Consider the following 26,086-nt stretch of genomic DNA (forward strand, 5'->3'; position numbering starts at 1 on the left):
CGGAAACTCCGTCTGCCCGCCCGTGGCCGCGGCTGTAGTGAGGGCGAATTGTGGGCAGTTGGCTGAGAAGGAGGCCGCAGCATGACAGACCTGCACACCCCTGACGAACTGGCCAAGGCGAAGGCTCACGCCGAGAGCCGCGCCGCCGAAGCGACGAAGCCCGCGCTGCGGATCTTCCTCCAAGCCTGTGCTGATGTCCTGGCCGAAGCGCTGAAGAGTGAGAAAGGCGCCCTGATCCCAGCTGAGATTGACCGCCTCGACCGGGCTGACAAGTAGAACTCTGACGACTGAGGGAAGTACTCGATGGACATCACATCACAGCGAACGGCCATGCGGCCTGCCGACATGCGCCGTGCAGTCTCCGAATGGGTCTCGAAAGGGTGCACGGTCAAGATCGGCCCTGACGGCTCGATCGAAGTGAAACCGCCCCAGGTGACGATGGATGACGCCGACCTGGTTGACTGGACCCGCAAGGCATGAAGCGGCACCTACCTCCCTACGTCTACGCAAAGGGCAAGAGGGGCTACCTCTACTTCGTGAGGGGCAGCATCTGCGAGCGGATCAAATCCAACCCGGGGACCCCTGAGTTCGCGGCCGACTACGCCCGCTTGCTGCGGGGGAGATCCATGGCACCGCGGCGCACGATCTCGAAGCTGATCGACGAGTTCATGAGTTCGCCCAAATGGGCTGGCTATGCATTCAACACCCGACGCAGTCATGAACGGCATCTCGCATACATCCGGGATGTCGCCGGACACGTCGATCCGAGCCAGCTGCGAACTGTCCATGTCTACGAAATGCGCGATGCCCTGGCAGACAAACCGACCGATGCAAACCGCAAGCTGGACACCCTGGCGGCGCTGCTGAACCACGGGAAGAGGATCGGCTGGCTAGACGGGAACCCAGCCCAGGGAGTGGAGCGGCTAAAGCCCACGGGGCGCAAGCGCCGACCCTGGCCAGTGGACCTGATTGAGGCCTTTAGGGCAAACGCATCCGGGCGCACTCTGCTGTTGTTCGAGCTGCTGCTAGGAACCGGACAGCGCATCGGTGATGTCCTCGACCTCAGGTGGTCCGACTTGGACGAAGACGGCTTCACCATCACGCAAGGCAAAACTAAGACCGAACTCTATATCCCGCTTACGGATCGACTTCGCAGGGTTCTGGCAGCCGAGACGAAGAAGGGCTTTTTCATTGTCTGCCATCCCGATGGCAGCCGGATCAGCTACCAGCTTGCGCACAAGAACATCATGGCCGTGCGCCGTGAGATCGGCGCCGAGGCCTACGATATTCATGGGCTGCGCTACGCTGCCGCCTCCGAAATCGCCGCGATTCCGGGAATGACCTCAGAGCATGTGAAGGCGATCACCGGACACGCTGATGCGGCCATGATCCGGCTCTACGCCGGCGCGGCCGTCCAGAAGGCGCGAGCCCAAGAGGCCCAGAAAGCACGCACGGACAAAGACAGCACGAAACGCGAACTTTGAAACGCTTTTGAAATTGAAACGGTCTACCATTGATTTTAAAAGATAAACCCAGAAATACAGATGTTTCAGGAACATTTCCTTGGTCAGGGTCGTGCCCTTGCGCAGCGACAGCAGTTCCAGCATCTGGTATTCCTTGCCAGTCAGATGCACGGGCTTGCCGTCCACCTCCACTGTCTTGGCATCAAGGTTCACCTCGATCCGGCCGGTGCGGATGATCGACTGCGAGTGCCCCTTGGACCGGCGGATGATCGCATGGATGCGCGCCACTAGTTCCTCGCGATGGAAGGGTTTCGTCAGGTAATCGTCGGCGCCGAAGCCGAAGCCCTTCAGCTTGTTCTCGGTATCGTCAGCGCCCGACAGGATCAGGATCGGCGTCTCGATCCGCGCCAGGCGCAGCTGACGCAGCACCTCGTGCCCGTTCATGTCCGGAAGGCCCAGATCCAGCAGGATCAGGTCGTAATCATAGAGCTTGGCAAGATCGATGCCCTCTTCGCCCAAGTCGGTCGTGTAGACGTTCAGGTTGGCATGGGTCAGCATCAATTCGATGCTCTTCGATGTGGTCGGATCATCTTCTACCAAAAGCACGCGCATGCCAAGTTCTCTCCGTTAATCCCCTGGTTGCCTTGGATCGTGACGGCATTTGGTTAACCTCAGGTTACCGGGAAATCCCCTTTGCGGACAACAACCTAAGATTGTCTGTACTTCTGCAATGCCGTCGCCTTCAGCGCCTCCTCGCCATGGTTGGCGACCGCGCTGACCCACTCCAGAAATTCCTCCGGTGAGAGCGAGTATCTCTCAAGCGCCTCGTCCTGGGATATAAGACCATGGACCACCCCCCGCACGACGGCCGCCTTGCGCGAGGCGACCCAGCGACGGGTCGTCGCCGGCGGCAGATCCGCCCGCGTCATCACCCGGCCATCCGGCAGGGTCACCGCCCGCGGCCCCTGGACTTTCTTTAGATACATCGCTCCGGCCCTCACTGGCCCTCAGTAGATCCCCGCCATTCTTTGGGGCGGGTTTTAACGGCTGGTGAAACGGCGGGTTGAGAGTGTGTCGCATTTTCCTATATTCTCTTGATCTTCGAGCCGGGCCGACGAGTCGTCCCTCTCCCCCATCCCCGGCCGATCAGGAGCACCCATGGCACTGGACACCGCACCCGAGCTGAATTCCCTGGGCTTCGCCAAGCCCCCGTCCGAGACCCGCGTGGTCGTCGCCATGTCCGGCGGCGTCGACAGTTCCGTCGTGGCGGCGAAACTGGCCGAGGAAGGCTATGACGTCGTGGGCGTGACACTGCAGCTGTACGACCACGGCGCGGCCCTGGCCAAGAAGGGCGCCTGCTGTGCCGGCATCGACATCCACGATGCGCGCCGGGTCGCGGAGGAGATGAACTTCCCCCACTATGTCCTTGATTACGAAAACATCTTCCAGGATGCGGTGATCGACGAGTTTGCCGACAGCTACCTGGCGGGCGCCACCCCAGTGCCCTGCATCCGCTGCAACGAACGGGTGAAGTTCAAGGACCTGCTGGAGACGGCGAAGGATCTGGATGCCGACTGCATGGCCACCGGGCACTACATCCAGCGCAAGATGGGCGCGACCGGTCCCGAGCTTCATTGCGCGGCCGATGCGAACCGCGACCAGAGCTATTTCCTCTTCTCCACCACCCCCGAACAGCTGGCCTTCCTGCGCTTCCCGCTGGGCCACCTGCCGTCGAAGGACGCCACCCGCGAGCTGGCGGCGCAGTACGGCCTGGCCGTGGCGGACAAGCCCGACAGCCAGGACATCTGCTTTGTCCCGAACGGAAACTATGCGTCCGTAATCGAGAAACTGCGCCCCGGCGCGGCGGAGCCGGGCGAGATCGTCCATGCGGACGGCCGGGTGCTGGGCACGCATGAGGGCGTGATCCACTATACCATCGGCCAGCGCCGCGGCCTGGGCATAGGCGGGCTGAGCGAGCCGCTTTACGTGGTGAAATTGGACGTCGACGCCAAGCAGGTGATCGTCGGCCCGAAGGAGCTCTTGGCCACCCGCCGCGTGCCAGTGCGGGAGATCAACTGGCTGGGCGAGGGCAAGATGACCGACAAGGCCGAACATCACATCTCGGTCAAGGTCCGCTCCACCCGCCCCCCGCGCGAGGCCATCCTGCGCCCGATCAGCGAGACCGAGGCGGAAGTGGAGCTGCTGAGTGCCGAGGAAGGCATTTCTCCCGGCCAGGCCTGCGTGTTCTACGAAACCGAGAGCAGCCGCATCCTTGGCGGTGGCTGGATTTGGCGCGGGTACTGACCCCGGCGCCAAGAGAGAGAAGAAACGCGCGTCCCTCAGGGGGCGCGCGTTTTGCCTTTTGGGGCCCAGCAAAGGAGCGTGGGGGCTCTGCCCCCTTGAGCCTGCGGCTCAATTCCCCCCGGCATATTTCCGGCCAACAATAGGGGAAGAGGCTATGGGGCACCCGAAGACGCGGTCGGGCGCTGCGGAGACCCTAGAGACGGGCGAGGATGGCGCGGGCGGCGCGCAGGCCGGGGGCCTCGCCGCCGCGACCCAGACGATCCATCGTGACCTCGAGGGCCTCGAACTGGTCGGTCGGATCCTCCAGCACGGCGGAGAGGGCCGGGGCGATCTTCGCCGCATCACAGTCATCGCCGACGAACTCGGGGATCACCCGTGTGTCGGAGACCAGGTTGACCAAGGTCACCGTGTCGGTGATCAGCATCCGCTGCATGATCATCCGCGTCAGCGGCGCCATGTCGTAGGCGATGACCATCGGCGTGTCATTGGCGGCCAGCTCCAGCGAGACGGTGCCCGAGGCGGCCAGCGCCAGGTCGGCGGCCCGGAAGGCAGCGCGCTTGATCCGGGCGAACTCCGCCGGGTCGGCGTCGCGCGGGTCGAGGATCATCAGCTCCGTGGGCCAGTCGCGCGTCAGCTCCTCCACCAGCGGGGCCACATGGGCGGCGGCGGGCAGGACAAAGCGCAGCTCCGGGTGGCGGGCGCGCAGCTCGCGCAGCACGGGGCCGAAGACCGGCGCCAGGCGCGCGACCTCCCCGCTGCGTGAGCCGGGCAGCACCAGCAGGATCGGGGCGTCACCGATGCCGCTTTGGACGCGAAAGTCGTGCACCTCCTCGACGGTGGCGATCGGCTGGGTGGCGATCGGGTGGCCGACGAAATCGCATTCCATCCCGGCAGCCTGCATCAGCGGCGGCTCAAAGGGAAAGAGCGCCAGCACCTGGTCGATGACGCGCGCCATCTTCACGGCGCGTTTCGGGCGCCAGGCCCAGACCGTGGGAGCGACGTAGTGGACAGTGCGGATCTGCGACCGCGCCTTCACCAGCTTGGCCACGCGCAGGCAGAAATCGGGGCTGTCTATCGTCAGCAGCAGATCCGGCGGATCGGCCAGCACCGCCTCGGCGCATTCGCGGATGCGGCGTTTCAGGTGGAAATACTTCGGCAGGATCTCCGCCAGGCCCATGACCGACAGTTCCGACATGGGAAAGCGCGAGGTGAGGCCCTCGGCCTCCATCGCCGGCCCGCCGACGCCTTCAAAGGTGACCTGGCCGCCCGTCAGCTCCTTCAGCCCGGCCATGACAGCCGCGCCGAGATTGTCGCCCGAAGGCTCGCCCGCGATGACGAAGATGCGCATCATGTCTCCTGCACCCAGATCGTGACGCCCAGATCCTCCGCCCGGGCCAGCAGCGCCGCGCGGTCCAGCAGCAGCACGGCCCCCGGGGCGATGGCGATGGCCGCCAGGCCCGCCGCATGGGCCCCCTCGACCGTGGCAGGGCCGATGGCGGGCATGTCCACGCGCAGGTCCTGCCCGGTCTTGGGGCGCTTGACGAAGACGCCGGGCGCCCGGCGCAGGTGCGCGGGCGTAGTGGCCACGTAGCGCAGGAGCGCATCGCTGCCCTGAAGGGTCTCGATCCCCAGGCACAGCCCGCCCGCCACGACGCAGGCCTGGCCGATGTCCAGCGGCGCCATATGCGCCAGGATTTCCGCCCCGCGGGTGGCATCGGCGCGGGCCTGCGCGTCAGGCGCGGGACCGGCCAGCAGGCCGGGCGTGGGCGCGATCAGCTCGGGAAGGACCTCATGCGCGCCCTGAACGGCAAAGCCTTCTTCCTCGAAGATGGAGATCACCAGCCGCAGCAGGCTGTCGTCCCCGCCCTGCCCCATGGCTTTCAGCAGGCGCGGGGCGAGCATCAGCATCTTGGCGTCCAGCGCCGTCTTGTCGAATTCTGGGCGCGCCAGGCTGCCGGCGAGCACGACGCGGGTCACCCCCGCGTCCCGCAGCCCACGGAACAGGCTGCCCAGTTTCTCGAAACGGTAGCGGGTCAGCGTCTCTTCCGGCAGGTCACAGTCGATACCCGCAAGGGACACGCGGAAGGCCTGCGGCTCGGCTTCGGCCAGAGCCACGGGCAACGCGCCGGCGCCGGCGATGATCGCGAGGCGCCCGTCTGGCGCCTCTGCCGCCGTCCTGTCCTGTGCTGGGGCCGCGCGGGCCCCGCCCCGCCTGCCGAAGAGCGCCATTTCAGCCGCCCGGTGTCAGGAAGGAGCGGTCGCTTTCGCCGGTGATGAAATCGACGATCTCGCGCACATAGGCGCTTTCGGTTTCCTCGCCCAGGCGGCGGGCGCGGTCCTGGAAGGCGCCTTCGCCCTGGGCCAGCATCTGGAAGGCCGCGCGCAGGGCGGTGATGTCCGACCGCGCGACGCCGCGCCGTTTCAGGCCAACCAGGTTCAGGCCGTCGAGATGGCCCCGCGGCGCCTGCACCAACCCATGAGGGATCACGTCGTTGGTGACCATGGTCACCGCGCCGATGATCGCGCCGCGCCCGATGCGCACCCATTGATGAACGCCCGAGAGGCCGCCGATGATGACCTCATCCTCGATCACGCAATGGCCGGCCAGGGCGGCATTGTTGACGATGATGACATGGTTGCCGACCTGACAGTCGTGGGCCACGTGGCACCCCGCCATGAACAACCCGTCGTCACCCACACGGGTCACGCCGCCCCCGCCCTCGGTGCCGGTGTTCATCGACACGTGTTCACGGATGCGGTTGCGCTTGCCGATGACCAGCGAGGTCTCCTCGCCCCTGAACTTCAGGTCCTGGGGAATGCCGCCGAGGACCGCGAAGGGGTGCACCAGTGTCTCTTCCCCGATTTCGGTCCGGCCCTGCACCACGACATGGCTCATCAGCTCGACCCGGGGGCCGATCACGGCCTTGGCGCCGATGTGACAGAAGGGACCGATCCGCGCGCCGGGGCCGATCTCGGCGCCGTCCTCGACATGGGCGGAGGGGTGCACGAAGGCTTCGTGGCTGATCGCCATGGCTCAGCCCTCGACCGCGTCGGCTGGCAGATCGAGCATGGCCATGAACTCGGCCTCGCAGGCCAGGTCCCCGTCCACGGTCGCCTTACCGCCGAATTTCCACATTTTCGCGCCGGGCTTGCCGCGCAGGGTTTCGACCTGCAGCTCCAGCACGTCGCCGGGCACGACCATGCGGCGGAACTTCGCCTTCTCGATCGACATGAAGTAGATCAGCGCGTTCTTGTCTTCCAGGCCGAGGGCCGCGCCCACCATGACGCCGGCGGTCTGGGCCATCGCCTCGACGATGGTCACGCCGGGCATGATCGGCTTACCCGGGAAGTGCCCCTGGAAATGCGGTTCGTTCATGGTGACGTTCTTGATGCCCCGCCCCGAGCTGTAGCCGTCGATGTCGACGACCTTGTCGACCAGCAGGAAGGGATAGCGGTGCGGAATAATACGCTGAATACGAGCGATATCGGCGGTTTGCAGCGTCTCGGTCATGAAATCTTTCCTCATGCGGCCCGGGAGGCGCACCCCTGGGCCGCCTCCGGGGAAGCCCCGTGTCCTTGTGTCCCTAGCAAGTCACCCGCGCGGCGGCAAGCGGCAGGGGCCCTGCCGGCGGATGCGCGGTCCTCCCGTCCGGCGGCGGTTCAGTCGCCGGAGGTCGTGCCCTCGGGCGCCTGCTCCGGCACCTCCGGCAAGACATCGCTGTCAGGCGCGGTGACGCCTTCGGCCAGCCCTTCCTCCGTCAGGCTGCCGCCGGTCAGCGCGCCTTCGGTTGGCCCCTCGGGCGCGGCACCGCTCTGCTGCGGCGGCTCTGCGCCTATGCCCGCCGCAGGGTCGGTCTCAGTGTCCGTGTCGGCGCCGTCCTCCGCCCGGGACAGAAGGGCGGCATCGATCCGGCGGATGGCCTCATCGGTCACATCCACCGCTTCCCGCGTGACGAAGACCGTCCGACGTTCGAGGATCACAGCCGTGCCAGCCTCCTGCATCAGGCGATCCAGCACGGGTTCAACGGACACCAGGAACTCTCGCCGAACCGCCTCGCTGTCCTCGCCGAGGCCCTGCGCCTCCAGGTCACGTTCACGGCGGATGCGGATCACCTTCTCGTCGAAGGCATCGGCCAGTTCCCGAAAGGCCTGCGGGTCCATCTCCGCGCGGCGCTCTGTCAGGGTACGTTCTTCCTCCGCCAGCTCGGCCTCGATCCGCCGGTTCTCCGCCGCGATCTCGGCGGCGCGGGCCTCCAGCTCCTCAGCCAGTTGCTGCGCGTAGTCGCTTTCGGAAAAGAGCCGTTCGCTGTCGATGACCAGCACCGGGGACCGCAACTGCTGCGGGGCCTGCCCCTGCGCCATCGACGGCGCTGCCCCCAACAGGGAAAACGCAAGGGCCCCGGCCAGCGCAAGCCGGACCGGGGCCCCGAAAAAGGTGGAAAATGCCGTCACGCCGGTCCTCAGAAATCCGTCCGGATGGAGAGGTCGAAGGTCTGCTCCTCGTCGAAGTCTTCCTTCTGCAGCGCCGTCGTCCAGTTGAAGCGCAGCGGCCCGACCGGCGTGTCCCAGAACAGCGAGACACCGACGACCTGGCGCAGCGAGAAGTCCTCGTAGAAGACGTCGCTGTCCGACTGGTCCAGCCCCCAGACAGAGCCGACGTCGTAGAAGACACCCCCGGTGATGCCCAGTTCTTCGGGCAGGCCCAGCGGGAATTCGGCATCGAACTGCGCCACGGCGTAGGTGGTGCCGCCCAGGGCGTCGTCGTAGTTGCCGGGCGAATACTGCCGCGGGCCGATGCCGTCGGGGGTGAAGCCCCGCATGATCGAAGACCCGATCCGATAACGGTCGGTCGCGATGGAATCGCTGCCGCCCAGCATCGAGATGTTGCCGGCGCGGAAGGTCGCCCGCAGGGTCACGTCCTCGTTCCAGACGGCGGTCTGCGCGATCGCCCGCGCGGTGGAGCGGATGAACTCCACGTCGCCGCCGACCCCGCCGAAGTCCTGGCCGAATTCCAGCAGGATGCCGGCGTTCGGGTTCAGACCCGTCAGACGCGTGTCATAGGCATAGGTGTAGCCCACTGAGGAGGAATAGCGCAGATCCTCTTCCGCCTCGGCCCGAAGCAGCGGGCCGACATCGCTGTCGTCGTCAAGATTGATGTCCCGCGCGTTCAGCTTGTAGTTCAGGTTCAGGCTCGACCGTTCGCTCAGCGGGAAGGTCAGGCCGGTCGTGAAGGAGCCGCTGATCGCATCGTAGTCCGAATAGTCGGACTCGGATTCGCTGTAGGACAGCCCGAAGTTCAGCCGCAGATCCCGGCCCAGCAGACGCGGTTCGACGAAGTTGATCGAGTAGTTGGTGTTGGAACTGACACCGGACACCGTCACGCCCAGGGTCTGGCCCCGGCCCAGGAAGTTGCGCTCTTGGAAGGCGACCTGAAGCCCGAAACCGTCGGTGGTCGAGTAGGTCCCGCCGAAGGACAGCGACCCGGTCGGCGCCTCTTCGACATCCACGTCGAGGATGACCTGATCCGGGCGGGTGCCCTCGCGCGCGTTCACGTCGGCGCTGGAGAAGAACCCGAGCGCGCGGATGCGCTCCGCGGTCTGGCGGATCTCACGCGGGTTGAAGGGGTCGCCCTCGGCCATGCGGAATTCCTGGCGGATGACACGGTCCAGGGTCGTGGTGTTGCCCTCGATGTCGATCCGCTCGACGAAAACCCGCGGGCCGCGCGACAGGACGAATTCCACATCCAGCGTCAGATCGCGGTCGTTGCGGGTGATGCGCGGCTCGATCCGCAGGAAGTCGCGACCCTGGCGCACGGCCAGGCGTTCCATCCGGGTGATCGAATTCTCGACATCGGTGGGGGTGTAGGTCTGGCCCGGCTTGATGCGCAGGGCCTCCTGGTAGGGGGCCGCGTCGACGCCTTCGTATTCGCTGACCGTGGTGATCCGGCCGAACTCGAAGGGCTGCCCTTCCTGGACGTTGAAGGTCACGACATAGCCGTCGCGCTCGGGCGACAGTTCGGCAGAGACGCCGGTGATCCGGAAGTCGACGTAGCCGCGCGACTGGTAGAAATCGTTCAGCACCCGGCGGTCAAACTCGATCCGGTCAGCCACGAAGGTGTCGGAGCGGAAGAAGGCCCGCAGCAGACCGGCCTGTTTCGATTCCAGCACCTGGCGCAGGCGACGGTCGGAATAGACGGTGTTGCCGACGAAGGAGATCCGTTCAACCTCGGCGTTGTCGCCCTCGAAAACCTCGAACACCAGATCGACACGGTTGTCGGAGCGGCGGATGATGCGCGGGGTGACGCGCGCCGCCAGCCGGCCCTGCTGGGAATAGGCCTCCGAGATCAGCGCGGCATCGGCTTCGGCCCGAGTCGGCGAGAAGACCTGGCGGGAGGTCGACTGCACGATTTCCGTCAGCGCATCGTCCTTGATCCGGCGGTTGCCCTCGAAGGAGATGCGGTTGATCGTCGGGTATTCGGTGACGCTGATGACCAGGGTGCCGCCGCGCGGCGTCAGCTCGACGGTCTCGAAGAGACCGGAATTGACGATGTTCTGATAGGCGTCGTTCAGCTCTGCCGCCGTGACGGCCTCACCGCGCCCGATTCCCGCGTAGGAGACGACGGTGGCGTCGGGGATCCGCTGGTTGCCTTCGATGGCGACCGCGTTGAACCGGTAGCTCTGCGCCAGAACCGCGTCCGGCGCGGTGAGAGAAACGCCTGAAACAATGGCGAAAATCGCAGCTGCCAGAGGCAAGGAAAACTTGTTGCGGCGAACGGAGGGGGCAGCCCCGGCTCCAAAGGTATTCGTCATATTCCAAACCCAGTCAGACATCCCAGTTAGGACGTGAGTATCGGGTTAATAACCGCTTGTCAAAACAGGAAAACGCGCGGGACGTGTCGCCGCGCGCGTCGGGTCCGGCCCGGGTCCGAAGTGAGGAGAAGATGGCCGTTTTCAGCGCCCGCCAGGGCCCTGCGAGAGGCCGCTCAGAACAGGATCTGGCCCATGTAGGCACCCGCCGACAGCGCCAGCGCCGTCAGCCCCGCGTAAAGCAGCAGATCGACGTTCAGCTCGAACAGCACCGACAGACCACGGTAGCTTTTCTGGAGAAGCGTCATTGCGTTCCAACCTTTCCTGCACGCGATTTGGGCCCGTCGGGCCTACAATCACACGCATCTATTCCATTGGAATGCGGCAAAAATCGGGCGGCGATCCCCTGCCCCTTGTCGAGGCAGGAACTGCCCCCTGCCGTGAGGGCCGCCGGTCCGTCGGGACGCGGCGCCGCGCCCGGGCCTCAGGGACAGAAAACGTCGTTGGTCAGGGCAAAGACCATGACCGACAGCACGATGGTCAGGCCGACGGCCATCAGAACCCGCAGCGCACCGTCCGACGGCGGCTTGCCCGCCACGGCCTCATAGGCATGGAAAACCAGGTGCCCCCCGTCCAGGATCGGCACCGGGAAGAGGTTCAGCAGGCCGACGCCCGTGGACAGGGCCGCGACGAACCACAGGAAGCTGGTGGTGCCCTGGCTGGCCATGGCGCCGGAGGTCTTGGCGATGCCGATCGGGCCGGACATGTTGCAGGACGAAATCGCCCCGGTGATCATGTGCCAGATCCCCGACAACGAACTGGTGATCACGCCCCAGGTCTGCAGCACCCCGCCCCAAAGCGATTCCAGCACCCCGGCCCGTTCGGTCGCCAGGTCGAAGGCCATGCCCCCGGCAATGCCGATCCGCCATTCGGTGCGGAAGCCGCCTTCGGGCGCGGGTTCATCGACCCGGCGCGGGGTCAGGGCGAATTCCAGGGTCTCCCCGGTCTCGGGCCGCCAGACATCCAGCAGCAGCGTCGCCCCGTCGGAGCCTTCAACCCGTGTCTTCAGCTGATCGAAGGCGAAGATCTGTGTGCCGTCGATGGCCGTGATCACGTCGCCCGGCTTCATGCCAATGTCATAGGCGGCCGAGTTGGGCGCCAGTTGCAGCACGATGGGCGGATAGGGATAGGGGCCGGGCACCGTCACCTCCTGGCCATCGCGGCGCAGCCGGTAGTCCAGCTGGGCCGCCTGCGGCAGCGCGTCGGAGAAGCCGGACATGCCCTCGGCATCGTCCATCGCCGGCAGGTCGACGCCACCGATGGCCAGGATCTCGTCCCCCGGGCGCAGGTCGGCGCCCTGCGACAGCGCGGGCGGCAGCGGGCGCAGCTCTCCCACGGCCAGCGGTTCGGCCACCTGGCCCCGTGCCAGGAAGAGACCGGCGAACAGCAGGATCGACAGGATGAAGTTGAAGATCGGCCCCGCCACCACGGTGGCCGAGCGGGCCCAGAGCGGCGCGCCCAGCATGGTGTGCCGGCGATCTTCCGCGCTGAGGCGCGAAATCGCCTCCTCATCGGGGCCGGAGGAGGCGGCATCGCCATCGCCCAGGAATTTCACGTAGCCGCCGAAGGGCAGCGCGGCCAGCTGCCAGCGGGTGCCGTGGCGGTCGACGCGGGAAAACAGGACGGGGCCGAACCCCAGGGAGAAGACCTCTGCCTTGATGCCCGACACGCGACCGATGATGTAATGGCCATATTCATGGATCGCGACGATGATCGACAGGGCGACGACGAAGGCGATGATCACGTAAAGGGTATTGCCGAACTCTGGCAGGAAACTGGTCATAAAGGTCTACGTCTTCCTATTTGAAAAGGCTCTCAAGTCACCGCCGCAACGCCGGAATTGACGTTTTCCCAGGCATAGGCCCTGGCGATCTGGTCCATCGAGAGGACGTTATCAAGGTCGAAGGCGGCATCAATGAGACCGGAATCGGTCTCTATCCGGTCAAGAACGCGTGTGACCACCTCGGCCATCTGCATGAAGCCGATGCGGCTGTCGAGGAAGGCGTCCAGCGCCACTTCCTTGGCGGCGTTCATCGCCGCGCCCGACAGACCGCCCCGGCGCATGACCCGCTGCGCGATGGCCAGCGCGGGGTAGCGCGCGGGATCGGGCGCCTCGAAGGTCAGCTGGCCGATCTTCGCCAGGTTCAGACGCTCCACCGGCAGATCCACACGGGCGGGCCAGTTCAGGGCGTAGCCGATGGCGTGGCGCATGTCCGCCGGGCCAAGGTGCGCCAGGATGCCACCGTCGATATGGCCGACGAGCGCATGCACCAGGCTTTCGCGGTGCACGACCACCTCGATGATCTCCGGGTCGAGGTGGAAGAACTCCTTCGCCTCGATCAGCTCCAGCGCCTTGTTGAACATCGAGGCCGAATCCACGGTGATCCGCTGGCCCATGGCCCAGTTGGGATGGGTGGAGGCCTGTTCTGGCGTGGCCGCTGCCAGCTGCTCCAGCGGCCAGTCGCGGAAGGCGCCGCCGGAGGCGGTGATGATGACCCGCTCCACGCTCGCCATGTCTTCGCCCAGCAGGGCCTGGTAGAGGGCGGAATGTTCGCTGTCGACGGGGATCAGATCGGCGCCAGACCGCGCGGCGGTCTCCAGCACCAGCGGCCCGGCGCAGACCAGAGTTTCCTTGTTGGCCAGGGCCAGGGCCGCGCCCCGCTCCAGCGCGGCCAGGCCGGGCGCGAGGCCCGCGGCGCCGACGATGGCCGACATGACCCAGTCGGCGGGACGCTGCGCGGCCTCCATCAGGGCGCCCTGCCCCGCGGCCACTTCGATGCCGGTTCCCGACAGCGCGGCCTTCAGATCAGCGTAGCGGTTGTCATGGGCGGTGACGGCCAGCTTGGCGCCCAGGCGCCGGGCGTCCTTGGCCAGCAGGTCGATGTTGTGTCCGCCGGTCAGCGCCTCGACGGTGAAATCGTCAGGCCGCCGGGCGATCAGATCGACGGTGTTCTGACCGATGGAGCCGGTGGCCCCGAGGATGGTGATCCCGCGCATGTTACCCCGCGATGAAGAACAGGCCGGTCCAGGGACCGGTCAGAAGCAGCATGAGGGAGGCGCCCAGCATGCCGTCGAAACGGTCCATCAGCCCGCCGTGGCCGGGGATCAGGTTCGAGCTGTCCTTGACGCCCACGCGCCGCTTGGCCGCGCTTTCGGCAATGTCGCCCATCTGCGAGGCCATGGACAATGCGACCGAAACGCCCGCCAACTGCACGCCCTCGCCCATCCACAGACCGAAGGCCAGGCCGACGAAGCCGGCCACGACCCAGCCCGCGATGGTGCCTGACCAGGTCTTCTTCGGGCTGACACGTGGCCAGAACTTCGGCCCGCCGATCATGCGGCCGGCGAAATAGCCCGCCACGTCGGTCACCACGACCACCGCGACCAGCCAGCCCAGCCACAGCGCGCCCTGCCCGTCGCGCAGCCCGACCATGCCGTAGCCGGCGAGCAGGATCATGGCGCTGAAGGTCAGGAACAGCGCGCGCCGCTGCGGCAGCAGCGACAGCCCCACCATCGAGGGTGCCAAGAGGAAGGGCAGCGCGAAGCCCCCCGGCAGGTAGAGCGCCAGCGCCAGGCAACCGGCAGCCACGCCCCCCATCTGCAGCGGCACGTCACGGCGCAGCGGCGCGCACATCCGCGCCAGCTCCCACACCATGCCGCCGCAGGCCAGGGCGATGAAGATGCGGAACCAATGCCCGCCGGCCCAGATCAGGGCCAGCCCGCCCAGAACCATCACGATGCCCGACACCAGTCGCGGCGCCAGATCCGACCACTTGCGATCCGCCATGCCCTAGCCCTTCGCGCCGCCGAAACGGCGGTCCCGCTTGCCGAAATTGGCCAGCACTCCGGCGAAGACCTCGCGGGTGAAATCGGGCCAGAGGGTGTCTATGAACTCGTATTCCGCATAGGCCGACTGCCACAGCAGGAAGTTGGAAATGCGCGCCTCCCCGGAGGTGCGGATCACCAGATCCGGGTCGGGTAGCACATAGGTATCGAGATAGCGCGGCAGGGTTTCCTCGTCGACGTTCTCGGGCAGCAGGCGACCCGACGCCACGTCCTCGGCCAGGCGCTTGGTGGCGCGGGCCACCTCGTCGCGGCCGCCATAGTTCAGGGCGATGGTCAGGTTGGTGCCGGTGCACTCTGCCGTCATCTCTTCCAGCTCATCCATCAGCGCCTGCAACTTCTCGTCCAGTCCCGGACGATCCCCGATGAAGCGCACCCGCACGTTGCGGTCGCGCAGCGCGCGCGCCTCCTTCCGGATGTAGGACCGGAACAGCGACATCAGACCCGCCACCTCGATCTGGGTGCGTTTCCAGTTCTCGGTCGAGAAGCCGAAGATGGTCAGGTATTTCACGCCCAGATCCGGGCAGGCTTCGACGATCTCGCGCACGCGGCGGGCGCCGGCGTGGTGGCCGAACAGACGCGGTCGCCCGCGCATCGTGGCCCAGCGTCCGTTGCCGTCCATGATGATCGCGACGTGGCAGGGCCTGGGACGATCGCCCGGCGCGCCAAGGGAGATCTCCTCGGCCATGGCCTCTTCACTGTCCGCCATGCGTGCTCTCTCCCCGTATGTCACAGGCAAAGGCGGGCCCGGGCCCGCCTCTCTCCGGTCTTCGGTTTTCGTCGCAGCCGCATGCCAGGTCTCAGACCTGCATGATTTCCTGCTGCTTGGTCTCCAGCGCCTGGTCGACCTTCTTGATGTAGGTGTCGGTCAGATCCTGCACCTCGGTCTCCCAGAACTTCTGGTCGTCCTCGGACAGACCGTCGGCCTTGGCCTTCTTGATCTGGTCCATGCCGTCGCGGCGCAGGTTGCGGATGGAAACGCGCGCATGCTCGGCATACTGCGCGGCGACCTTGGTCAGTTCCTTGCGGCGTTCCTCGTTCAGTTCGGGGATCGGCAGCATGATGATGGTGCCGTTCATCTGGGGGTTGATCCCCAGGCCCGATTCCCGGATCGCCTTTTCCACCTTGTTCACCATCGACTTGTCCCAGACGTTGATGGTGACCATGCGGGGTTCCGGCACGTTGACGGTGCCCACCTGGTTGATCGGCGTCATCTGGCCGTAGGCCTCGACCATGACCGGCTCCAGCATGGAGGAGGAGGCCCGGCCGGTCCGCAGCGAGGCGAATTCCGTCTTGAGGTTCGCCATTGCGCCGTCCATGCGGCGCGAAAGGTCGTTGGTGTCGAGTTCGAAGTCTTCAGACATGGTGATTTTGCCCGCTGAGCTGGTTCTTCTTTCCGCAGCCTTCTAAGTCTTCGGGCCCGGGATGTATAGTGATTTGCGACAGATGCCCGGCGAGCCACCGCTTTCGCCCCCCTGCCCGACGACAAAGGGCGCACCGAAGGCCCTGGCCCGCGATGCGCCCCTGGTCCGGCTCTGCCGGCCCCCGCTGGGGACCGGGGTGCCCGGCTCTGTTACATCTTGCCGCCGTAGACGGGGAAGACACTGGCGTCGCGGCAGTGCTCGATCGGCTCGATGGTCTTCGGCGTGTGCATGTCCTCGTCGCCGCCGGAAACATCAAAGTACTCATGTGCAGAATACATGAATGACCTTCGGTGCGTTCGGCCAGCCTGCCGTCATAGCGCAAAAGGGCCGCCCGTGGGGCGACCCTTGTCTCCGAACCGAAGGCCTGAACCGGGAAGGTGGCGCGCCTAGTCGCGGACCACGGTGTAGGTGCCCTTGCCTTCCAGCACGCCCTTGAACCCGTTGGGCTCGTCCAGCGGGAAGACGATGATCGGCTTGTGATTATCGCGCGCCAGGGCGATGGCCGAGGCATCCATGACCTTCAGGTGCTTCTGCAGCACCTCGTCGTAGGTCACATGCTCGAACCGCTTGGCGTCCGGGTTGGTCTTGGGATCGCTGTCGTAAACCCCGTCGACACCATTCTTGCCCATGAAGATGGCTTCGCAGTTCATCTCGTTGGCGCGCAGCGTGGCGGCGGTGTCGGTGGTGAAATAGGGGTTGCCGGTGCCGCCGGCGAAGATGCAGACCCGCTTCTTCTCCAGGTGACGCACGGCGCGGCGGCGGATATAGGGCTCGGCCACCTCGTTCATGGTGATGGCGCTGATGACCCGGGTGTAGACGCCCAGGCCCTCCAGCGAGCTTTGCATCGCCAGGGCGTTCATCACCGTGGCCAGCATGCCCATGTAGTCGGCCGTGGTGCGTTCCATCCCCTGGGCGGAGCCTGCCAGCCCGCGGAAGATGTTGCCGCCACCGATGACCATGCAGATCTCGACGCCCATGTCGTGAACGCTCTTCACCTCTTCGGCGATACGTTCGACCGTCGGCGGATGCAGGCCGAAGCCCTGGGGCCCCATCAGGGCCTCCCCCGAGATCTTCAGCAACACCCGCTTGTAGGTGGGCTCCTGCGCGGTTTCGGCCATGTTGCGCTCCTTCACGGCGGGGGACTAGGATCGCGCGCAAAATGTCGGAAAAGGCGGGCGGGTTCAATGCGCGAATTGGGACAACAGGCAGGCTTGGCAAGGGGACGCGGATGAGACAGGCGCCGGTGACGGATTGTGCCCGCCATGTGCTCATCGCGGGGCCCACGGCCTCGGGCAAGTCGGCCCTGGCGATGGAGATCGCGGCGCGCGATGGCGGGGTGATCGTCAATGCCGATGCGCTGCAGGTCTATGCGAACTGGCGCCTGTTGTCGGCCCGCCCCTCGCCGGAGGAAGAGGCCAGCCGGCCGCACCGCCTGTTCGGCCATGTCGGGCGCCTCGATCCCTACTCCACCGGCGCCTGGCTGCGCGAGGTGGCGGAGCTGCTGGAGGGGCCGGAGCGGCTGATCATCGTCGGCGGCACCGGCCTCTACTTCCGCGCCCTGACCGAGGGGCTGGTGGAGATCCCGCCGATCCCCGAGGCGATCCGCGCCGAGGGCAATGCCCTGCGCGAGGCCGACCTGCCCGCGATGGTCGCGGATCTGGACCGGCAAAGCGCCGCGCGCGTCGACCTGGCCAACCCCGCCCGGGTGCAGCGCGCCTGGGAGGTCTTGCGCGCAACGGGCCGCGGCCTGGCCGCCTGGCAGGACGACACACCGGCACCGCTGCTGCCGCCCGAACAGGCCACGCGGCTGGTGCTGGAGGCGCCGAAGGACTGGCTGACCCCGCGAATCGAGCGCCGTTTCGACCTGATGATGGAGGCGGGCGCCCTGGAGGAGGCGCGCGCCAACCTGGAGGGCTGGGACCCTGCCCTGCCCTCATCCAAGGCGATCGGGGGGCCCGAGCTGATTGCCCACCTCCTGGGCGATATTTCACTGGACGAGGCCCGGGAGCGCGCCATTATCGGAACCCGTAGATACGCGAAGCGGCAGCGGACCTGGTTCCGCGCCCGCATGCGGGACTGGCAGCAGCTCACGCTTCCGTGATGCTTTACTTATCCCGGCTGAACCGTTCTATTCCCGTCTAGGGACACTCGGGACACATACCAGAACGCTATACGCCATTGGCTGATTACACGCCTCCAACGGTCAGAAGTCAGACCCTTTCACAGCTCTCCGGCCATGAAGACTGGCGGCTGACCCTGCCACACGCGCGCAGCACCCACCTGTTCCTCTACCTGTCGAAGGGCCAGGGGCGCACCATCGTGCTGGGCCGGCGGCGCGGGCTGACGATGAACACCGTCCTCTTCGTGCCCGCCGGCACGCTGATGATGCTGGACATCGGCAAGCAGAGCTACGGCCAGGTCGTTCAGATCCCCGCTGACGCGGGCCTCGTGCTGCCCGGCGATCCGGTGCAACTGCGGGTCCGCGAGAGCATGGCCCAGGCCGAGTTGATCGCGATCATCGACGCCATGCAGCGGGAACAGGCCACCCACCGTCCCTACGGTGCCGAGGCCCTGCAGGCCCATGCCGGGCTGCTGTCGGTCTGGTTGCGCCGCCTGCTGGCCTCCGAGCCGGCGCCCGTGGGCGCGGGCAAGGCCGCCGACCGGCTGGCCGCCGCTTTCTGCGCACTGGTCGAACGCGACTTCCGCTCCAGCCAGTCGATGGCGGATTTCGCCGCTACGCTGGGTGTCACGCCCACCCACCTGACCCGCACCTTGCGCCAGACGGCGGGGATCACGGCGGCGGAAATCCTGACCGGCCGCACCCTGCACGAGGCCCGGGGCATGTTGCAGGACGGCAGCCTGCCCATCGGCCTGATCTCCGAGATGCTGGGCTTCTCCTCTGCCGCCTACTTCACCAGGTTCATCCAGAAACATACTGGCAAGACGCCGACCGCGCTGCGCCGCCGCCGCTGACGCGCCCGCACAAGGGGAGCCTGCGTCGCCTGCCCGGCCAGCGGATGGCGCCGGAGCGTCACATTTTTGCATTCAAGATCAGATATTTGCACAGTCAGATTCGCCGACGTCTGCCGCTCCACAGGGTGCGATGGTGTCGCTTTCAGATGGAAGGTATGTCGTTTTTAACCTATGAAAGCGCGGAGACATGAATTGACGGGCGGGTCTTTTCCTGCGGGAATGACCCTCACAACGAGGTCCGCACCCGGCGAGGGGCAAGCGACGGGCCGATACCTTCGCCTTCGGCATCCGGGCAGAGACCGCCCGCTGCGCCGGGGATCGAACGTCACAGGGAGAACGACATGACGTATCACGACACCCCTCAGGGCCGCATTCACCCCGCGGCCCGCATGTATGCGGATGAATTCAAGGCCGGCAAGCTCAGCCGCCGCGAATTCATGGCCCGCACCTCCGCGCTTGGCGTCGCCTCGGCCGGCATCTACGCGCTTGGCGGGCTGGAACGTCCGGCGATGGCCCAGTCCACGCCCAAGCCCGGCGGCACCCTGCGCGTGCAGATGGAGACCAAGGCGCTGAAGGATCCGCGGAATTTCGACTGGTCGCAGATGGCCAACTTCGCCCGCGGCTGGCTGGAATACCTGGTCGAATACCAGAACGACGGTACCTTCAAGGGCATGCTGATCGAAAGCTGGGACGTGAACGAGGACGCGACCGAGTACATGCTGCACGTCCGCCCCGGCGTCACCTGGAACAACGGCGATCCCTTCACCGCCGAGGACGTGGTGTTCAACATCAACCGCTGGTGCGAACAGGGTGTCGAAGGCAACTCCATGGCCTCGCGCATGGCCTCGCTGATCGACAGCGACAGCGGCATGGCGCGCGAAGGTGCTGTGACCGTGGTGGACGAACTGACCGTGAAACTGGTCTGCGCCTCCCCCGACATCACCATCATTCCCGGCTTCGCCGATTACCCGGCCGCGGTGGTGCACCCCTCCTACGCCGGCGAAGACCCTGCCGAGAACCCCATCGGCACCGGACCCTACCTGCCCGAAACCAACGAAGTCGGCGTGAGCCAGGTTCTGGTGAAGAACACCGAGCACGACTGGTGGGGGACCGGCGCCTACCTCGACCGGATCGAGTTCATCGACTTCGGCACCGACATGGCCAGCTGGGTCGCCGCCGCCGACAGCGACGAGATCGACATGACCTACCAGTCGACCGGCGAGTTCATCGAGGTGCTGGACGCCATGGGCTGGAAGAAGTCCGAGGCCGTCACCGCCGCGACCATCACCGTGCGGTTCAACCAGGGCCAGGAACCCTACACCGACCCGGAGGTCCGAAAGGCGCTGATCCAGGCGGTCGACAACGAGGTGATCCTGGAGCTGGGCTATGCCGGATACGGCACCGTTGCGGAAAACCACCACGTTTGCCCGATCCACCCCGAGTATGCCGAGGTGCCGGGCATCCCCACCGACCCGGCCGCCGCCATGGCCAAGCTGGAAGAGCTCGGCATGGCCGACACCGAGTTCACGCTGATCTCGATCGACGACCAGTGGCAGTCGGAAACCTGTGACGCCGTCGCAGCCCAGATGCGCGACGCCGGGATCAACATCCGCCGAGAGATCCTGCCCGGCTCGACCTTCTGGAACGACTGGCTGGTCTATCCCTTCTCCGCGACCGAGTGGAACATGCGCCCCCTGGGCGTGCAGGTCCTGGCCCTGGCCTACAAGTCCGGCGCCTCCTGGAACGAGACGGCGATGTCGAACCCGGAGTTCGACAGCCTGCTGGACCAGGCGCTGTCGATCTCCGACGCCGACAGCCGCCGCGAGGTCATGGCCCAGCTTGAAACCATCATGCTGGATGACGGCGTCATGGTGCAGCCCTACTGGCGCTCGCTGTTCCGTCACGCCAAGGACTACGTGATGGATGCGGGCCAGCACCCGACCTTCGAGATGCATCACTACAAGTGGTGGCTCGACACCTGATCCGCGATCAGACCGGGGCTGTGGCGCAAGACAAGCCATGGCCCCTTTCACTTCCTGCGGCCGCCAAGAACGACAAGCCGGGCCCACCCGGACGCCACTGACAGGGACATTCCATGCTTCTCTTCCTCCTGCGACGGATCGGGGTGATGATCCTGACGGCGCTCTGCCTCAGTTTCATCGTCTTCTTCCTGACCAACCTTCCGCCCAACCTGGAAAAGATCGCCAAATACGAAGGCAACGCCCGGATGTCCGACGAGGAGGTCGCGGGCTGGCTGGAAAACAACGGCTTCAACCAGCCGACGCTGGTGCGCTACGGCGAATGGCTGGGCGTGGTGCCGGGCTGGACGAACGACAGGGGCGACCGCATCACCGGGCGCTGCATCACGGGGGACCTGACGGCCCAGACGGCACCGGCGCGCTGCGGTATCCTGCAGGGCCACTGGGGCGAAAGCCGGGTCTTCCGCGACGACGTGTCCAACATCGTGGCCGTGCGTCTGTGGATGACCGGCAAGCTGATGCTCTGGGTGATGCTGCTGATGGTGCCCGCGGCGCTGATCATCGGCGTGCTGGCCGGCATGCGCGAGGGATCGAAGACCGACCGCACCCTGTCCACCGTCTCCATCGCCACGACGGCGACGCCGGAATATGTCTCCGGCGTGATCCTGATCGCGGTCTTCGCCTCCTCCGCCGTGGGGTTGAAATGGTTCAAGGGCACGGCGACCTCGGCGATGGACAACGCCACCTTCGAGAATTTCTTCCTGCCGGTGCTGACCATCTCGCTTTACGGGATGGGCTATATCGCGCGGATGACCCGGGCGAGCATGGCCGAGGTGATGACCGCGCAATACATCCGCACCGCGCGGCTGAAGGGCGTGAGTTTCCGCAACATCGTGCTGAAACACGCCCTGCGCAACGCGCTGATCGCGCCCTTCACCGTCATCATGCTGCAGTTCCCCTGGCTGCTGAACGGGGTCGTCGTCGTCGAGACCCTGTTCAACTACAAGGGGCTGGGCTGGGCCCTGGTGCAGGCGGCGGGCAACAATGACATCGACCTTCTGCTGGGCATTTCGGTCGTCTCGGTGCTGGTGGTCCTAGTGACGCAGCTGATCTCGGATATCGGCTATGTCTACCTGAACCCCCGGATCCGGATTTCCTGAGGAGGCGCGGCACATGGAACCTTTGTCCTGGGGCCAGATCGCCCTGCAACTCGTGATCCGCTTCATCCCCGTCTGGGTGGCACTGATCGTGACCTTCACCCTGTCCATCGCCTACAAGCGCAAGCTGGGGCTTTACGGCAAGCTCTTTGACAATACCATCGGCATGGTGGGCTTCGTACTGGTGATGTTCTGGGTCTACACGGCGCTGGCCGTGGGGGTGTTCGACATGATCATGACCCATGATCCGCTGTCCACCGCCTTGGGCATGAAGAACGAACCACCCGGCACGCCCCTGCGCAGCCCCGACGAGGGCGAATTCGCCTATTACCTGCTGGGCGGCGACACCCTGGCGCGCGATGTCTTCTCGCGCATGGTGGCTGGCGCCTGGGTGGTCATCCGCATCGCGCCGCTGGCGACGCTCTTCGCCTTCATGGTGGGGATCACGCTGGGCCTGCCGGCGGGCTATTTCGGCGGCAAGCTGGACAGCGCACTGTCCTTCCTGGCGAACCTGATCCTGGCCTTTCCGGTCATCCTGCTTTTCTACCTGCTGGTGACGCCTGAAATGGTGCAGACGGGCATTCCCAGCTACATGGCGGTCGTGCTGTTCCTCTTCCCGATCATCTTCCTCGCCGTACTTATCAACTCGCGCTACCGCACCCAGCCGCCGAAGCGGAACGTGATGCTGGCGCTGCTGATCCTTGTGCTGGGCTGGGTCTACCTGTCGCTGATCTCGGACCCGGAAACACGGGTAGCCTTCCTGCCGCCCTGGCTTGACCTCTTCAACATCCCCGGGGGTATCTTGGTGGTCTTCGTCTCCGTGGTCTTCGTCAATGCGCCGACGGTCTTCCGCATCGTGCGGGGCCTGACGCTGGACATCAAGACACGCGACTACGTGGCCGCCGCCCAGACCCGGGGCGAAGGTGCCTGGTACATCATGCTGTGGGAGATCCTGCCCAATACGCGCGGGCCGCTGATCGTCGATTTCTGCCTGCGCATCGGCTATACCACCATCCTTCTGGGCACCCTGGGCTTCTTCGGTCTCGGCCTGCCGCCCGAAAGCCCCGACTGGGGGACGACGATCAACCAGGGGCGCAAGCTGCTGTCGATCTACCCGCATCCCGCCATCGTGCCGGCCGTCGCGCTGCTGTCGATGGTGCTGGGCCTGAACCTGCTGGCCGACGGGCTGCGCGAGGAAAGTCTGAAAGATTGAGACGGCTGGCCCCCGCAGTATTTTTAGCCATCAAATGGGAACACGGCGGTTCCCGCGGAGAGGTGTCATGAGCGACAAGCCCGACTATGACGGACCCATCCTGGAGATCGACCGGCTGTCGATTTCCTTCTTCACCCGCCTGCGGGAGATCCCGGCGGTGATGGATTTTTCCGTCTCCGTGCGCCCCGGCGAAGCCGTTGGCCTGGTGGGCGAGAGCGGTTGCGGCAAGTCCACCGTGGCGCTTGGCGTGATGCAGGATCTGGGCGTCAACGGCCGCGTCGTTGGCGGCTCGATCAGGTTCAAGGGCCGCGACCTTGGGGAGATGTCCGACGCCGAGCTGCGCCAGATCCGCGGCAACGAGATCGCGATGATCTACCAGGAGCCGATGGCCTCGCTGAACCCCGCCATGCGCATCGGCAAGCAGCTGATGGAAGTGCCGGTGATCCATGAGGGGATCTCGGAACGCGAGGCGCGGGCGCGGGCACTTCAGGTGATCGAGGACGTGAAACTGCCCGATCCCGAACGCATCCTGAAGGCCTTTCCGCACCAGCTGTCGGGCGGACAGCAGCAGCGGATCGTCATCGCCATGGCGCTGATGTCGAAACCCGCCCTGCTGATCCTCGACGAGCCGACCACGGCGCTGGACGTGACCGTCGAGGCCGCCATCGTCGAGCTGGTGAAGGATCTGGGCAAGAAATACGGCACTTCGATGCTGTTCATCTCCCACAACCTCGGGCTGGTGCTGGAGACCTGTGACCGCATCTGCGTCATGTATTCCGGCGAGGCGGTGGAACGCGGCTCGATCGAGGATGTCTTCGACCAGATGCGCCATCCCTATTCCCAGGCGCTGTTCCGCTCGATCCCGCTGCCCGGCGCGTCAAAGACCGAACGGCCGCTGGTGGCGATCCCCGGCAACTTCCCCCTGCCCCACGAACGCCCGCCCGGCTGCAACTTCGGCCCGCGCTGCGACTATTTCGTGGAGGGGCGCTGTGATGCCCAGGACATCCGCATGGAGCCGGTCAAAGGCGATGAGCGCCACGAGACCCGCTGCCTGCGCCAGGAGGAAATCGACTGGGACGCGCCGCCGCAGGTCGGCGCCCAGCACCAGAAGGCCGAGGTTGGCCGCACTGTGTTGAAGATGGAGAACCTGAAGAAATACTACAAGGTCGCTGCCTCCGCCCTGTTCAAGGGCGGCGAGAAGAAGGTGGTGAAGGCCAACGAAACCCTGACCTTCGAGGCGCGCGAAAGCGAGACCCTGGCCATCGTCGGCGAGAGCGGCTGCGGCAAGTCGACCTTCGCCAAGGTCCTGATGGGGCTGGAGACGGCGACCGAGGGCCGCATCCTGCTGGACAACCGCGAGATCCAGGACACCCCGATCGAGAAACGTGACACCAAGACCGTTGCCGACGTGCAGATGGTGTTCCAGAACCCCTTCGACACGCTGAACCCCTCGATGACCGTCGGCCGCCAGATCATGCGCGCGCTGGAGATCTTCGGCGTGGGAGCCAACGAGGCCGAGCGGCGCGAGCGGATGCTTACCCTGCTGGACCTGGTTAAGCTGCCGCGCGAGTTCGCCGACCGGATGCCGCGCCAGCTGTCAGGCGGGCAGAAGCAGCGCGTGGGCATCGCCCGGGCCTTTGCGGGGGATGCGCGCATCGTCGTGGCGGATGAGCCCGTCTCGGCCCTGGACGTCTCGGTGCAGGCCGCCGTCACCGACCTGCTGATGGAGATCCAGCGCGAGCAGAAGACGACGCTTCTGTTCATCTCCCACGACCTCAGCATCGTGCGCTATCTCAGTGACCGGGTCATGGTGATGTACCTGGGTCACGTGGTCGAGCTGGGCACCACCGAAGAGGTCTTCGCGCCCCCCTATCACCCCTATACCGAGGCGCTGTTGTCGGCGGTGCCCATTGCCGACACCTCGGTCCGGAAGAAGCACGTGGTGTTGGAGGGCGACATTCCCTCGGCGGTGAACCCGCCGCCGGGCTGTCCATTCCAGACCCGCTGCCGCTGGAAGGACAAGGTGCCGGGCGGGCTATGCGAGCGTGAGGTGCCCCCGATGCGCCAGTTCGGCGGCCATCAGATCAAGTGCCACCTGAGCGAGGCTGATTTCGCCGAGATGGAACCGGTGATCCAGGTCGCTGCGGAATAATCGCCGCGGACTGACGGCCCCGGGACACGCAAAAGGCCCCTGCCGATGGCAGGGGCCGGAACAGAGCTTGCTCTGCTGGTCGCGAAGGCGACCTATCAGTCAGCGGCGGCTTCGCCCACGATCGACTTCTCGTCGTTGACCGGCAGGTCGGCCACATGTTCCGCAGAGATCGTGGCGAACTTCTCGATCATCGGACCGTAGTAGGCTTCGGGATCGGTGTTGCCGGCCACGGTGTCGGCTTCCAGCTCGACCAGGAAGGTATCAAGGATCTCGGAGTCGGCACCAAAGACGGCAACCTGACCTTCCATGGTACCCATCGTCGGGTCGATTTCCATGGACAGCACCGAGGCTTCGAGGCGCAGGCCGAAACCGCCATCCGTGGGTTTGTCGAACTTGTCGCGCAGGGCGGCTTCGACGTCGCCGGTGATGGTGTCGATGTAGGCGGCCGGCACTGCGCCCTCTTCAGCGGCGCCAGCGGGCACGTCGACGGAAATATCGGAGATCGGGCCGTCGTAGGCGAAGGCCGGAATTGCGGTCAGGGAAGCGGCGGCGATGGCGGGAATGATCAGTGCGTTGCGCATGATGGTGTCCTTTCTTTCTTCCTTGGGTGACACCGCCATCGGCCCTGAGTGAGCGCTGTGTCTGCGGCGGCGTCGTCATGTGGAGAGACAACACCGCCCCCTGTCCCGGGTTCCGGAGAGAACCGAAATTT

The 26,086-nt window shown here is 65.8% G+C and carries 26 protein-coding genes and 1 pseudogene; 10 read left to right on the forward strand and 17 right to left on the reverse strand.

The genetic code is table 11. From position 1 onward, the window contains the following. Positions 1-81 precede the first annotated feature (81 nt). The 3 genes and pseudogenes from CVM50_RS14045 to CVM50_RS22215 form a co-directional block, all read left to right on the forward strand. Entirely contained in the window at positions 82-276 is a 195-nt protein-coding gene (locus CVM50_RS14045) for a hypothetical protein (RefSeq protein ID WP_085887989.1), read from the forward strand. 27 nt (positions 277-303) lie between these two features. Continuing rightward, a complete protein-coding gene (locus tag CVM50_RS21390; RefSeq protein WP_143515604.1) occupies positions 304-480 on the forward strand; it encodes a long-chain fatty acid--CoA ligase in 177 nt (58 codons plus the stop codon). 317 nt (positions 481-797) lie between these two features. Next, a pseudogene (locus CVM50_RS22215) lies at positions 798-1,352 on the forward strand (tyrosine-type recombinase/integrase); the annotation flags it as partial. Here the strand turns inward: CVM50_RS22215 and CVM50_RS14055 are convergent. Both CVM50_RS14055 and sciP read right to left on the reverse strand, forming a co-directional pair. Continuing rightward, positions 1,344-2,075 (reverse strand): response regulator transcription factor, encoded by a 732-nt coding sequence (locus CVM50_RS14055; RefSeq protein WP_306372311.1) that lies wholly within the window; start codon positions 2,073-2,075, stop codon positions 1,344-1,346. The pseudogene CVM50_RS22215 and the gene CVM50_RS14055 overlap by 9 nt on opposite strands. A 95-nt stretch (positions 2,076-2,170) precedes the next feature. Then, positions 2,171-2,449, reverse strand: coding sequence for a CtrA inhibitor SciP (gene sciP, locus CVM50_RS14060; RefSeq protein ID WP_085887992.1), 279 nt, complete (start codon positions 2,447-2,449; stop codon positions 2,171-2,173). Between the two features lie 172 nt (positions 2,450-2,621). On the opposite strand from sciP, the gene mnmA reads away from it, so the two are divergent. Further along, the gene (gene mnmA / locus CVM50_RS14065) at positions 2,622-3,767 is read left to right on the forward strand and encodes a tRNA 2-thiouridine(34) synthase MnmA (RefSeq protein WP_085887994.1); all 1,146 of its coding nucleotides are present in this window, start codon (positions 2,622-2,624) and stop codon (positions 3,765-3,767) included. 193 nt (positions 3,768-3,960) lie between these two features. Here mnmA and lpxB read toward each other — a convergent pair whose 3' ends face one another. The 14 genes from lpxB to pyrH form a co-directional block, all read right to left on the reverse strand. Next, a complete protein-coding gene (lpxB, locus tag CVM50_RS14070) occupies positions 3,961-5,115 on the reverse strand; it encodes a lipid-A-disaccharide synthase (protein WP_085887996.1) in 1,155 nt (384 codons plus the stop codon). Further along, positions 5,115-5,996, reverse strand: a complete 882-nt coding sequence (locus tag CVM50_RS14075) for an LpxI family protein (protein WP_085887998.1) — start codon at positions 5,994-5,996, stop codon at positions 5,115-5,117. The genes lpxB and CVM50_RS14075 overlap by 1 nt, the downstream gene beginning before the upstream one ends. A 1-nt stretch (position 5,997) precedes the next feature. After that, a complete protein-coding gene (lpxA, locus tag CVM50_RS14080; RefSeq protein ID WP_085888000.1) occupies positions 5,998-6,798 on the reverse strand; it encodes an acyl-ACP--UDP-N-acetylglucosamine O-acyltransferase in 801 nt (266 codons plus the stop codon). A 3-nt stretch (positions 6,799-6,801) separates the two neighbouring features. Further along, positions 6,802-7,278 (reverse strand): 3-hydroxyacyl-ACP dehydratase FabZ, encoded by a 477-nt coding sequence (gene fabZ, locus CVM50_RS14085; protein WP_085888002.1) that lies wholly within the window; start codon positions 7,276-7,278, stop codon positions 6,802-6,804. 149 nt (positions 7,279-7,427) lie between these two features. After that, the gene (locus CVM50_RS14090) at positions 7,428-8,219 is read right to left on the reverse strand and encodes an OmpH family outer membrane protein (protein ID WP_232618250.1); all 792 of its coding nucleotides are present in this window, start codon (positions 8,217-8,219) and stop codon (positions 7,428-7,430) included. A gap of 8 nt (positions 8,220-8,227) precedes the next feature. Continuing rightward, positions 8,228-10,576, reverse strand: coding sequence for an outer membrane protein assembly factor BamA (gene bamA, locus CVM50_RS14095; RefSeq protein WP_085888004.1), 2,349 nt, complete (start codon positions 10,574-10,576; stop codon positions 8,228-8,230). A 173-nt stretch (positions 10,577-10,749) separates the two neighbouring features. Continuing rightward, positions 10,750-10,881: a hypothetical protein gene (locus tag CVM50_RS22170; protein ID WP_263624942.1), complete on the reverse strand. Its 132-nt coding sequence runs from the start codon at positions 10,879-10,881 to the stop codon at positions 10,750-10,752. Between the two features lie 176 nt (positions 10,882-11,057). Then, complete coding sequence (gene rseP / locus CVM50_RS14100; protein ID WP_085888006.1) at positions 11,058-12,416, reverse strand: RIP metalloprotease RseP; 1,359 nt, start codon at positions 12,414-12,416, stop codon at positions 11,058-11,060. 32 nt (positions 12,417-12,448) lie between these two features. Beyond that, a complete protein-coding gene (dxr, locus tag CVM50_RS14105) occupies positions 12,449-13,630 on the reverse strand; it encodes a 1-deoxy-D-xylulose-5-phosphate reductoisomerase (RefSeq protein WP_085888008.1) in 1,182 nt (393 codons plus the stop codon). Position 13,631: 1 nt separating this feature from the next. After that, positions 13,632-14,420 (reverse strand): phosphatidate cytidylyltransferase, encoded by a 789-nt coding sequence (locus tag CVM50_RS14110; RefSeq protein WP_085888010.1) that lies wholly within the window; start codon positions 14,418-14,420, stop codon positions 13,632-13,634. Positions 14,421-14,423: 3 nt separating this feature from the next. Continuing rightward, positions 14,424-15,164, reverse strand: a complete 741-nt coding sequence (gene uppS / locus CVM50_RS14115; protein WP_085888538.1) for a polyprenyl diphosphate synthase — start codon at positions 15,162-15,164, stop codon at positions 14,424-14,426. A 112-nt stretch (positions 15,165-15,276) separates the two neighbouring features. Further along, on the reverse strand, positions 15,277-15,840 hold the full coding sequence (gene frr, locus CVM50_RS14120; protein WP_085888012.1) for a ribosome recycling factor: 564 nt from the start codon (positions 15,838-15,840) through the stop codon (positions 15,277-15,279). A 209-nt stretch (positions 15,841-16,049) separates the two neighbouring features. Further along, positions 16,050-16,178: a hypothetical protein gene (locus tag CVM50_RS22175; protein WP_268808205.1), complete on the reverse strand. Its 129-nt coding sequence runs from the start codon at positions 16,176-16,178 to the stop codon at positions 16,050-16,052. Between the two features lie 108 nt (positions 16,179-16,286). After that, positions 16,287-17,018 (reverse strand): UMP kinase, encoded by a 732-nt coding sequence (gene pyrH / locus CVM50_RS14125; RefSeq protein ID WP_085888014.1) that lies wholly within the window; start codon positions 17,016-17,018, stop codon positions 16,287-16,289. Between the two features lie 110 nt (positions 17,019-17,128). Here pyrH and miaA point away from each other — a divergent pair, with 110 nt between their 5' ends. From miaA to CVM50_RS14155, 6 genes are all read left to right on the forward strand, one after another. Further along, positions 17,129-18,001, forward strand: a complete 873-nt coding sequence (miaA, locus tag CVM50_RS14130) for a tRNA (adenosine(37)-N6)-dimethylallyltransferase MiaA (RefSeq protein WP_085888016.1) — start codon at positions 17,129-17,131, stop codon at positions 17,999-18,001. A 77-nt stretch (positions 18,002-18,078) separates the two neighbouring features. Further along, positions 18,079-18,873, forward strand: a complete 795-nt coding sequence (locus CVM50_RS14135) for a helix-turn-helix domain-containing protein (protein WP_085888018.1) — start codon at positions 18,079-18,081, stop codon at positions 18,871-18,873. Positions 18,874-19,214: 341 nt separating this feature from the next. Then, positions 19,215-20,855 carry an ABC transporter substrate-binding protein gene (locus CVM50_RS14140; RefSeq protein WP_085888020.1) on the forward strand — a complete coding sequence of 547 codons (1,641 nt, stop codon included), beginning with the start codon at positions 19,215-19,217 and terminating at the stop codon, positions 20,853-20,855. Positions 20,856-20,968: 113 nt separating this feature from the next. Then, positions 20,969-22,012, forward strand: a complete 1,044-nt coding sequence (locus tag CVM50_RS14145; protein ID WP_085888022.1) for an ABC transporter permease — start codon at positions 20,969-20,971, stop codon at positions 22,010-22,012. 13 nt (positions 22,013-22,025) lie between these two features. Then, positions 22,026-23,222 carry an ABC transporter permease gene (locus tag CVM50_RS14150; protein WP_085888024.1) on the forward strand — a complete coding sequence of 399 codons (1,197 nt, stop codon included), beginning with the start codon at positions 22,026-22,028 and terminating at the stop codon, positions 23,220-23,222. Between the two features lie 67 nt (positions 23,223-23,289). Next, complete coding sequence (locus tag CVM50_RS14155) at positions 23,290-25,374, forward strand: dipeptide ABC transporter ATP-binding protein (protein WP_085888026.1); 2,085 nt, start codon at positions 23,290-23,292, stop codon at positions 25,372-25,374. Between the two features lie 95 nt (positions 25,375-25,469). Here CVM50_RS14155 and CVM50_RS14160 read toward each other — a convergent pair whose 3' ends face one another. After that, positions 25,470-25,955, reverse strand: coding sequence for a hypothetical protein (locus CVM50_RS14160; protein WP_085888028.1), 486 nt, complete (start codon positions 25,953-25,955; stop codon positions 25,470-25,472). Positions 25,956-26,086 lie beyond the last annotated feature (131 nt).

The organism is Pseudooceanicola marinus, assembly GCF_002786295.1.
GTDB classification, from domain to species: Bacteria; Pseudomonadota; Alphaproteobacteria; order Rhodobacterales; family Rhodobacteraceae; genus Pseudooceanicola; species Pseudooceanicola marinus.

Excerpts from the sequence above, each read along its gene's own strand:
- CVM50_RS14045 (WP_085887989.1), top strand. The coding sequence starts at position 82 with ATGACAGACCTGCACACCCCTGACGAACTGGCCAAGGCGAAGGCTCAC.
- CVM50_RS21390 (WP_143515604.1), top strand. The coding sequence starts at position 304 with ATGGACATCACATCACAGCGAACGGCCATGCGGCCTGCCGACATGCGC.
- CVM50_RS14055 (WP_306372311.1), bottom strand. The coding sequence starts at position 2,075 with ATGCGCGTGCTTTTGGTAGAAGATGATCCGACCACATCGAAGAGCATC.
- sciP (WP_085887992.1), bottom strand. The coding sequence starts at position 2,449 with ATGTATCTAAAGAAAGTCCAGGGGCCGCGGGCGGTGACCCTGCCGGAT.
- mnmA (WP_085887994.1), top strand. The coding sequence starts at position 2,622 with ATGGCACTGGACACCGCACCCGAGCTGAATTCCCTGGGCTTCGCCAAG.
- lpxB (WP_085887996.1), bottom strand. The coding sequence starts at position 5,115 with ATGCGCATCTTCGTCATCGCGGGCGAGCCTTCGGGCGACAATCTCGGC.
- CVM50_RS14075 (WP_085887998.1), bottom strand. The coding sequence starts at position 5,996 with ATGGCGCTCTTCGGCAGGCGGGGCGGGGCCCGCGCGGCCCCAGCACAG.
- lpxA (WP_085888000.1), bottom strand. The coding sequence starts at position 6,798 with ATGGCGATCAGCCACGAAGCCTTCGTGCACCCCTCCGCCCATGTCGAG.
- fabZ (WP_085888002.1), bottom strand. The coding sequence starts at position 7,278 with ATGACCGAGACGCTGCAAACCGCCGATATCGCTCGTATTCAGCGTATT.
- bamA (WP_085888004.1), bottom strand. The coding sequence starts at position 10,576 with ATGACGAATACCTTTGGAGCCGGGGCTGCCCCCTCCGTTCGCCGCAAC.
- CVM50_RS22170 (WP_263624942.1), bottom strand. The coding sequence starts at position 10,881 with ATGACGCTTCTCCAGAAAAGCTACCGTGGTCTGTCGGTGCTGTTCGAG.
- rseP (WP_085888006.1), bottom strand. The coding sequence starts at position 12,416 with ATGACCAGTTTCCTGCCAGAGTTCGGCAATACCCTTTACGTGATCATC.
- dxr (WP_085888008.1), bottom strand. The coding sequence starts at position 13,630 with ATGCGCGGGATCACCATCCTCGGGGCCACCGGCTCCATCGGTCAGAAC.
- CVM50_RS14110 (WP_085888010.1), bottom strand. The coding sequence starts at position 14,420 with ATGGCGGATCGCAAGTGGTCGGATCTGGCGCCGCGACTGGTGTCGGGC.
- uppS (WP_085888538.1), bottom strand. The coding sequence starts at position 15,164 with ATGGCCGAGGAGATCTCCCTTGGCGCGCCGGGCGATCGTCCCAGGCCC.
- frr (WP_085888012.1), bottom strand. The coding sequence starts at position 15,840 with ATGTCTGAAGACTTCGAACTCGACACCAACGACCTTTCGCGCCGCATG.
- CVM50_RS22175 (WP_268808205.1), bottom strand. The coding sequence starts at position 16,178 with ATGTATTCTGCACATGAGTACTTTGATGTTTCCGGCGGCGACGAGGAC.
- pyrH (WP_085888014.1), bottom strand. The coding sequence starts at position 17,018 with ATGGCCGAAACCGCGCAGGAGCCCACCTACAAGCGGGTGTTGCTGAAG.
- miaA (WP_085888016.1), top strand. The coding sequence starts at position 17,129 with ATGAGACAGGCGCCGGTGACGGATTGTGCCCGCCATGTGCTCATCGCG.
- CVM50_RS14140 (WP_085888020.1), top strand. The coding sequence starts at position 19,215 with ATGACGTATCACGACACCCCTCAGGGCCGCATTCACCCCGCGGCCCGC.
- CVM50_RS14145 (WP_085888022.1), top strand. The coding sequence starts at position 20,969 with ATGCTTCTCTTCCTCCTGCGACGGATCGGGGTGATGATCCTGACGGCG.
- CVM50_RS14150 (WP_085888024.1), top strand. The coding sequence starts at position 22,026 with ATGGAACCTTTGTCCTGGGGCCAGATCGCCCTGCAACTCGTGATCCGC.
- CVM50_RS14155 (WP_085888026.1), top strand. The coding sequence starts at position 23,290 with ATGAGCGACAAGCCCGACTATGACGGACCCATCCTGGAGATCGACCGG.
- CVM50_RS14160 (WP_085888028.1), bottom strand. The coding sequence starts at position 25,955 with ATGCGCAACGCACTGATCATTCCCGCCATCGCCGCCGCTTCCCTGACC.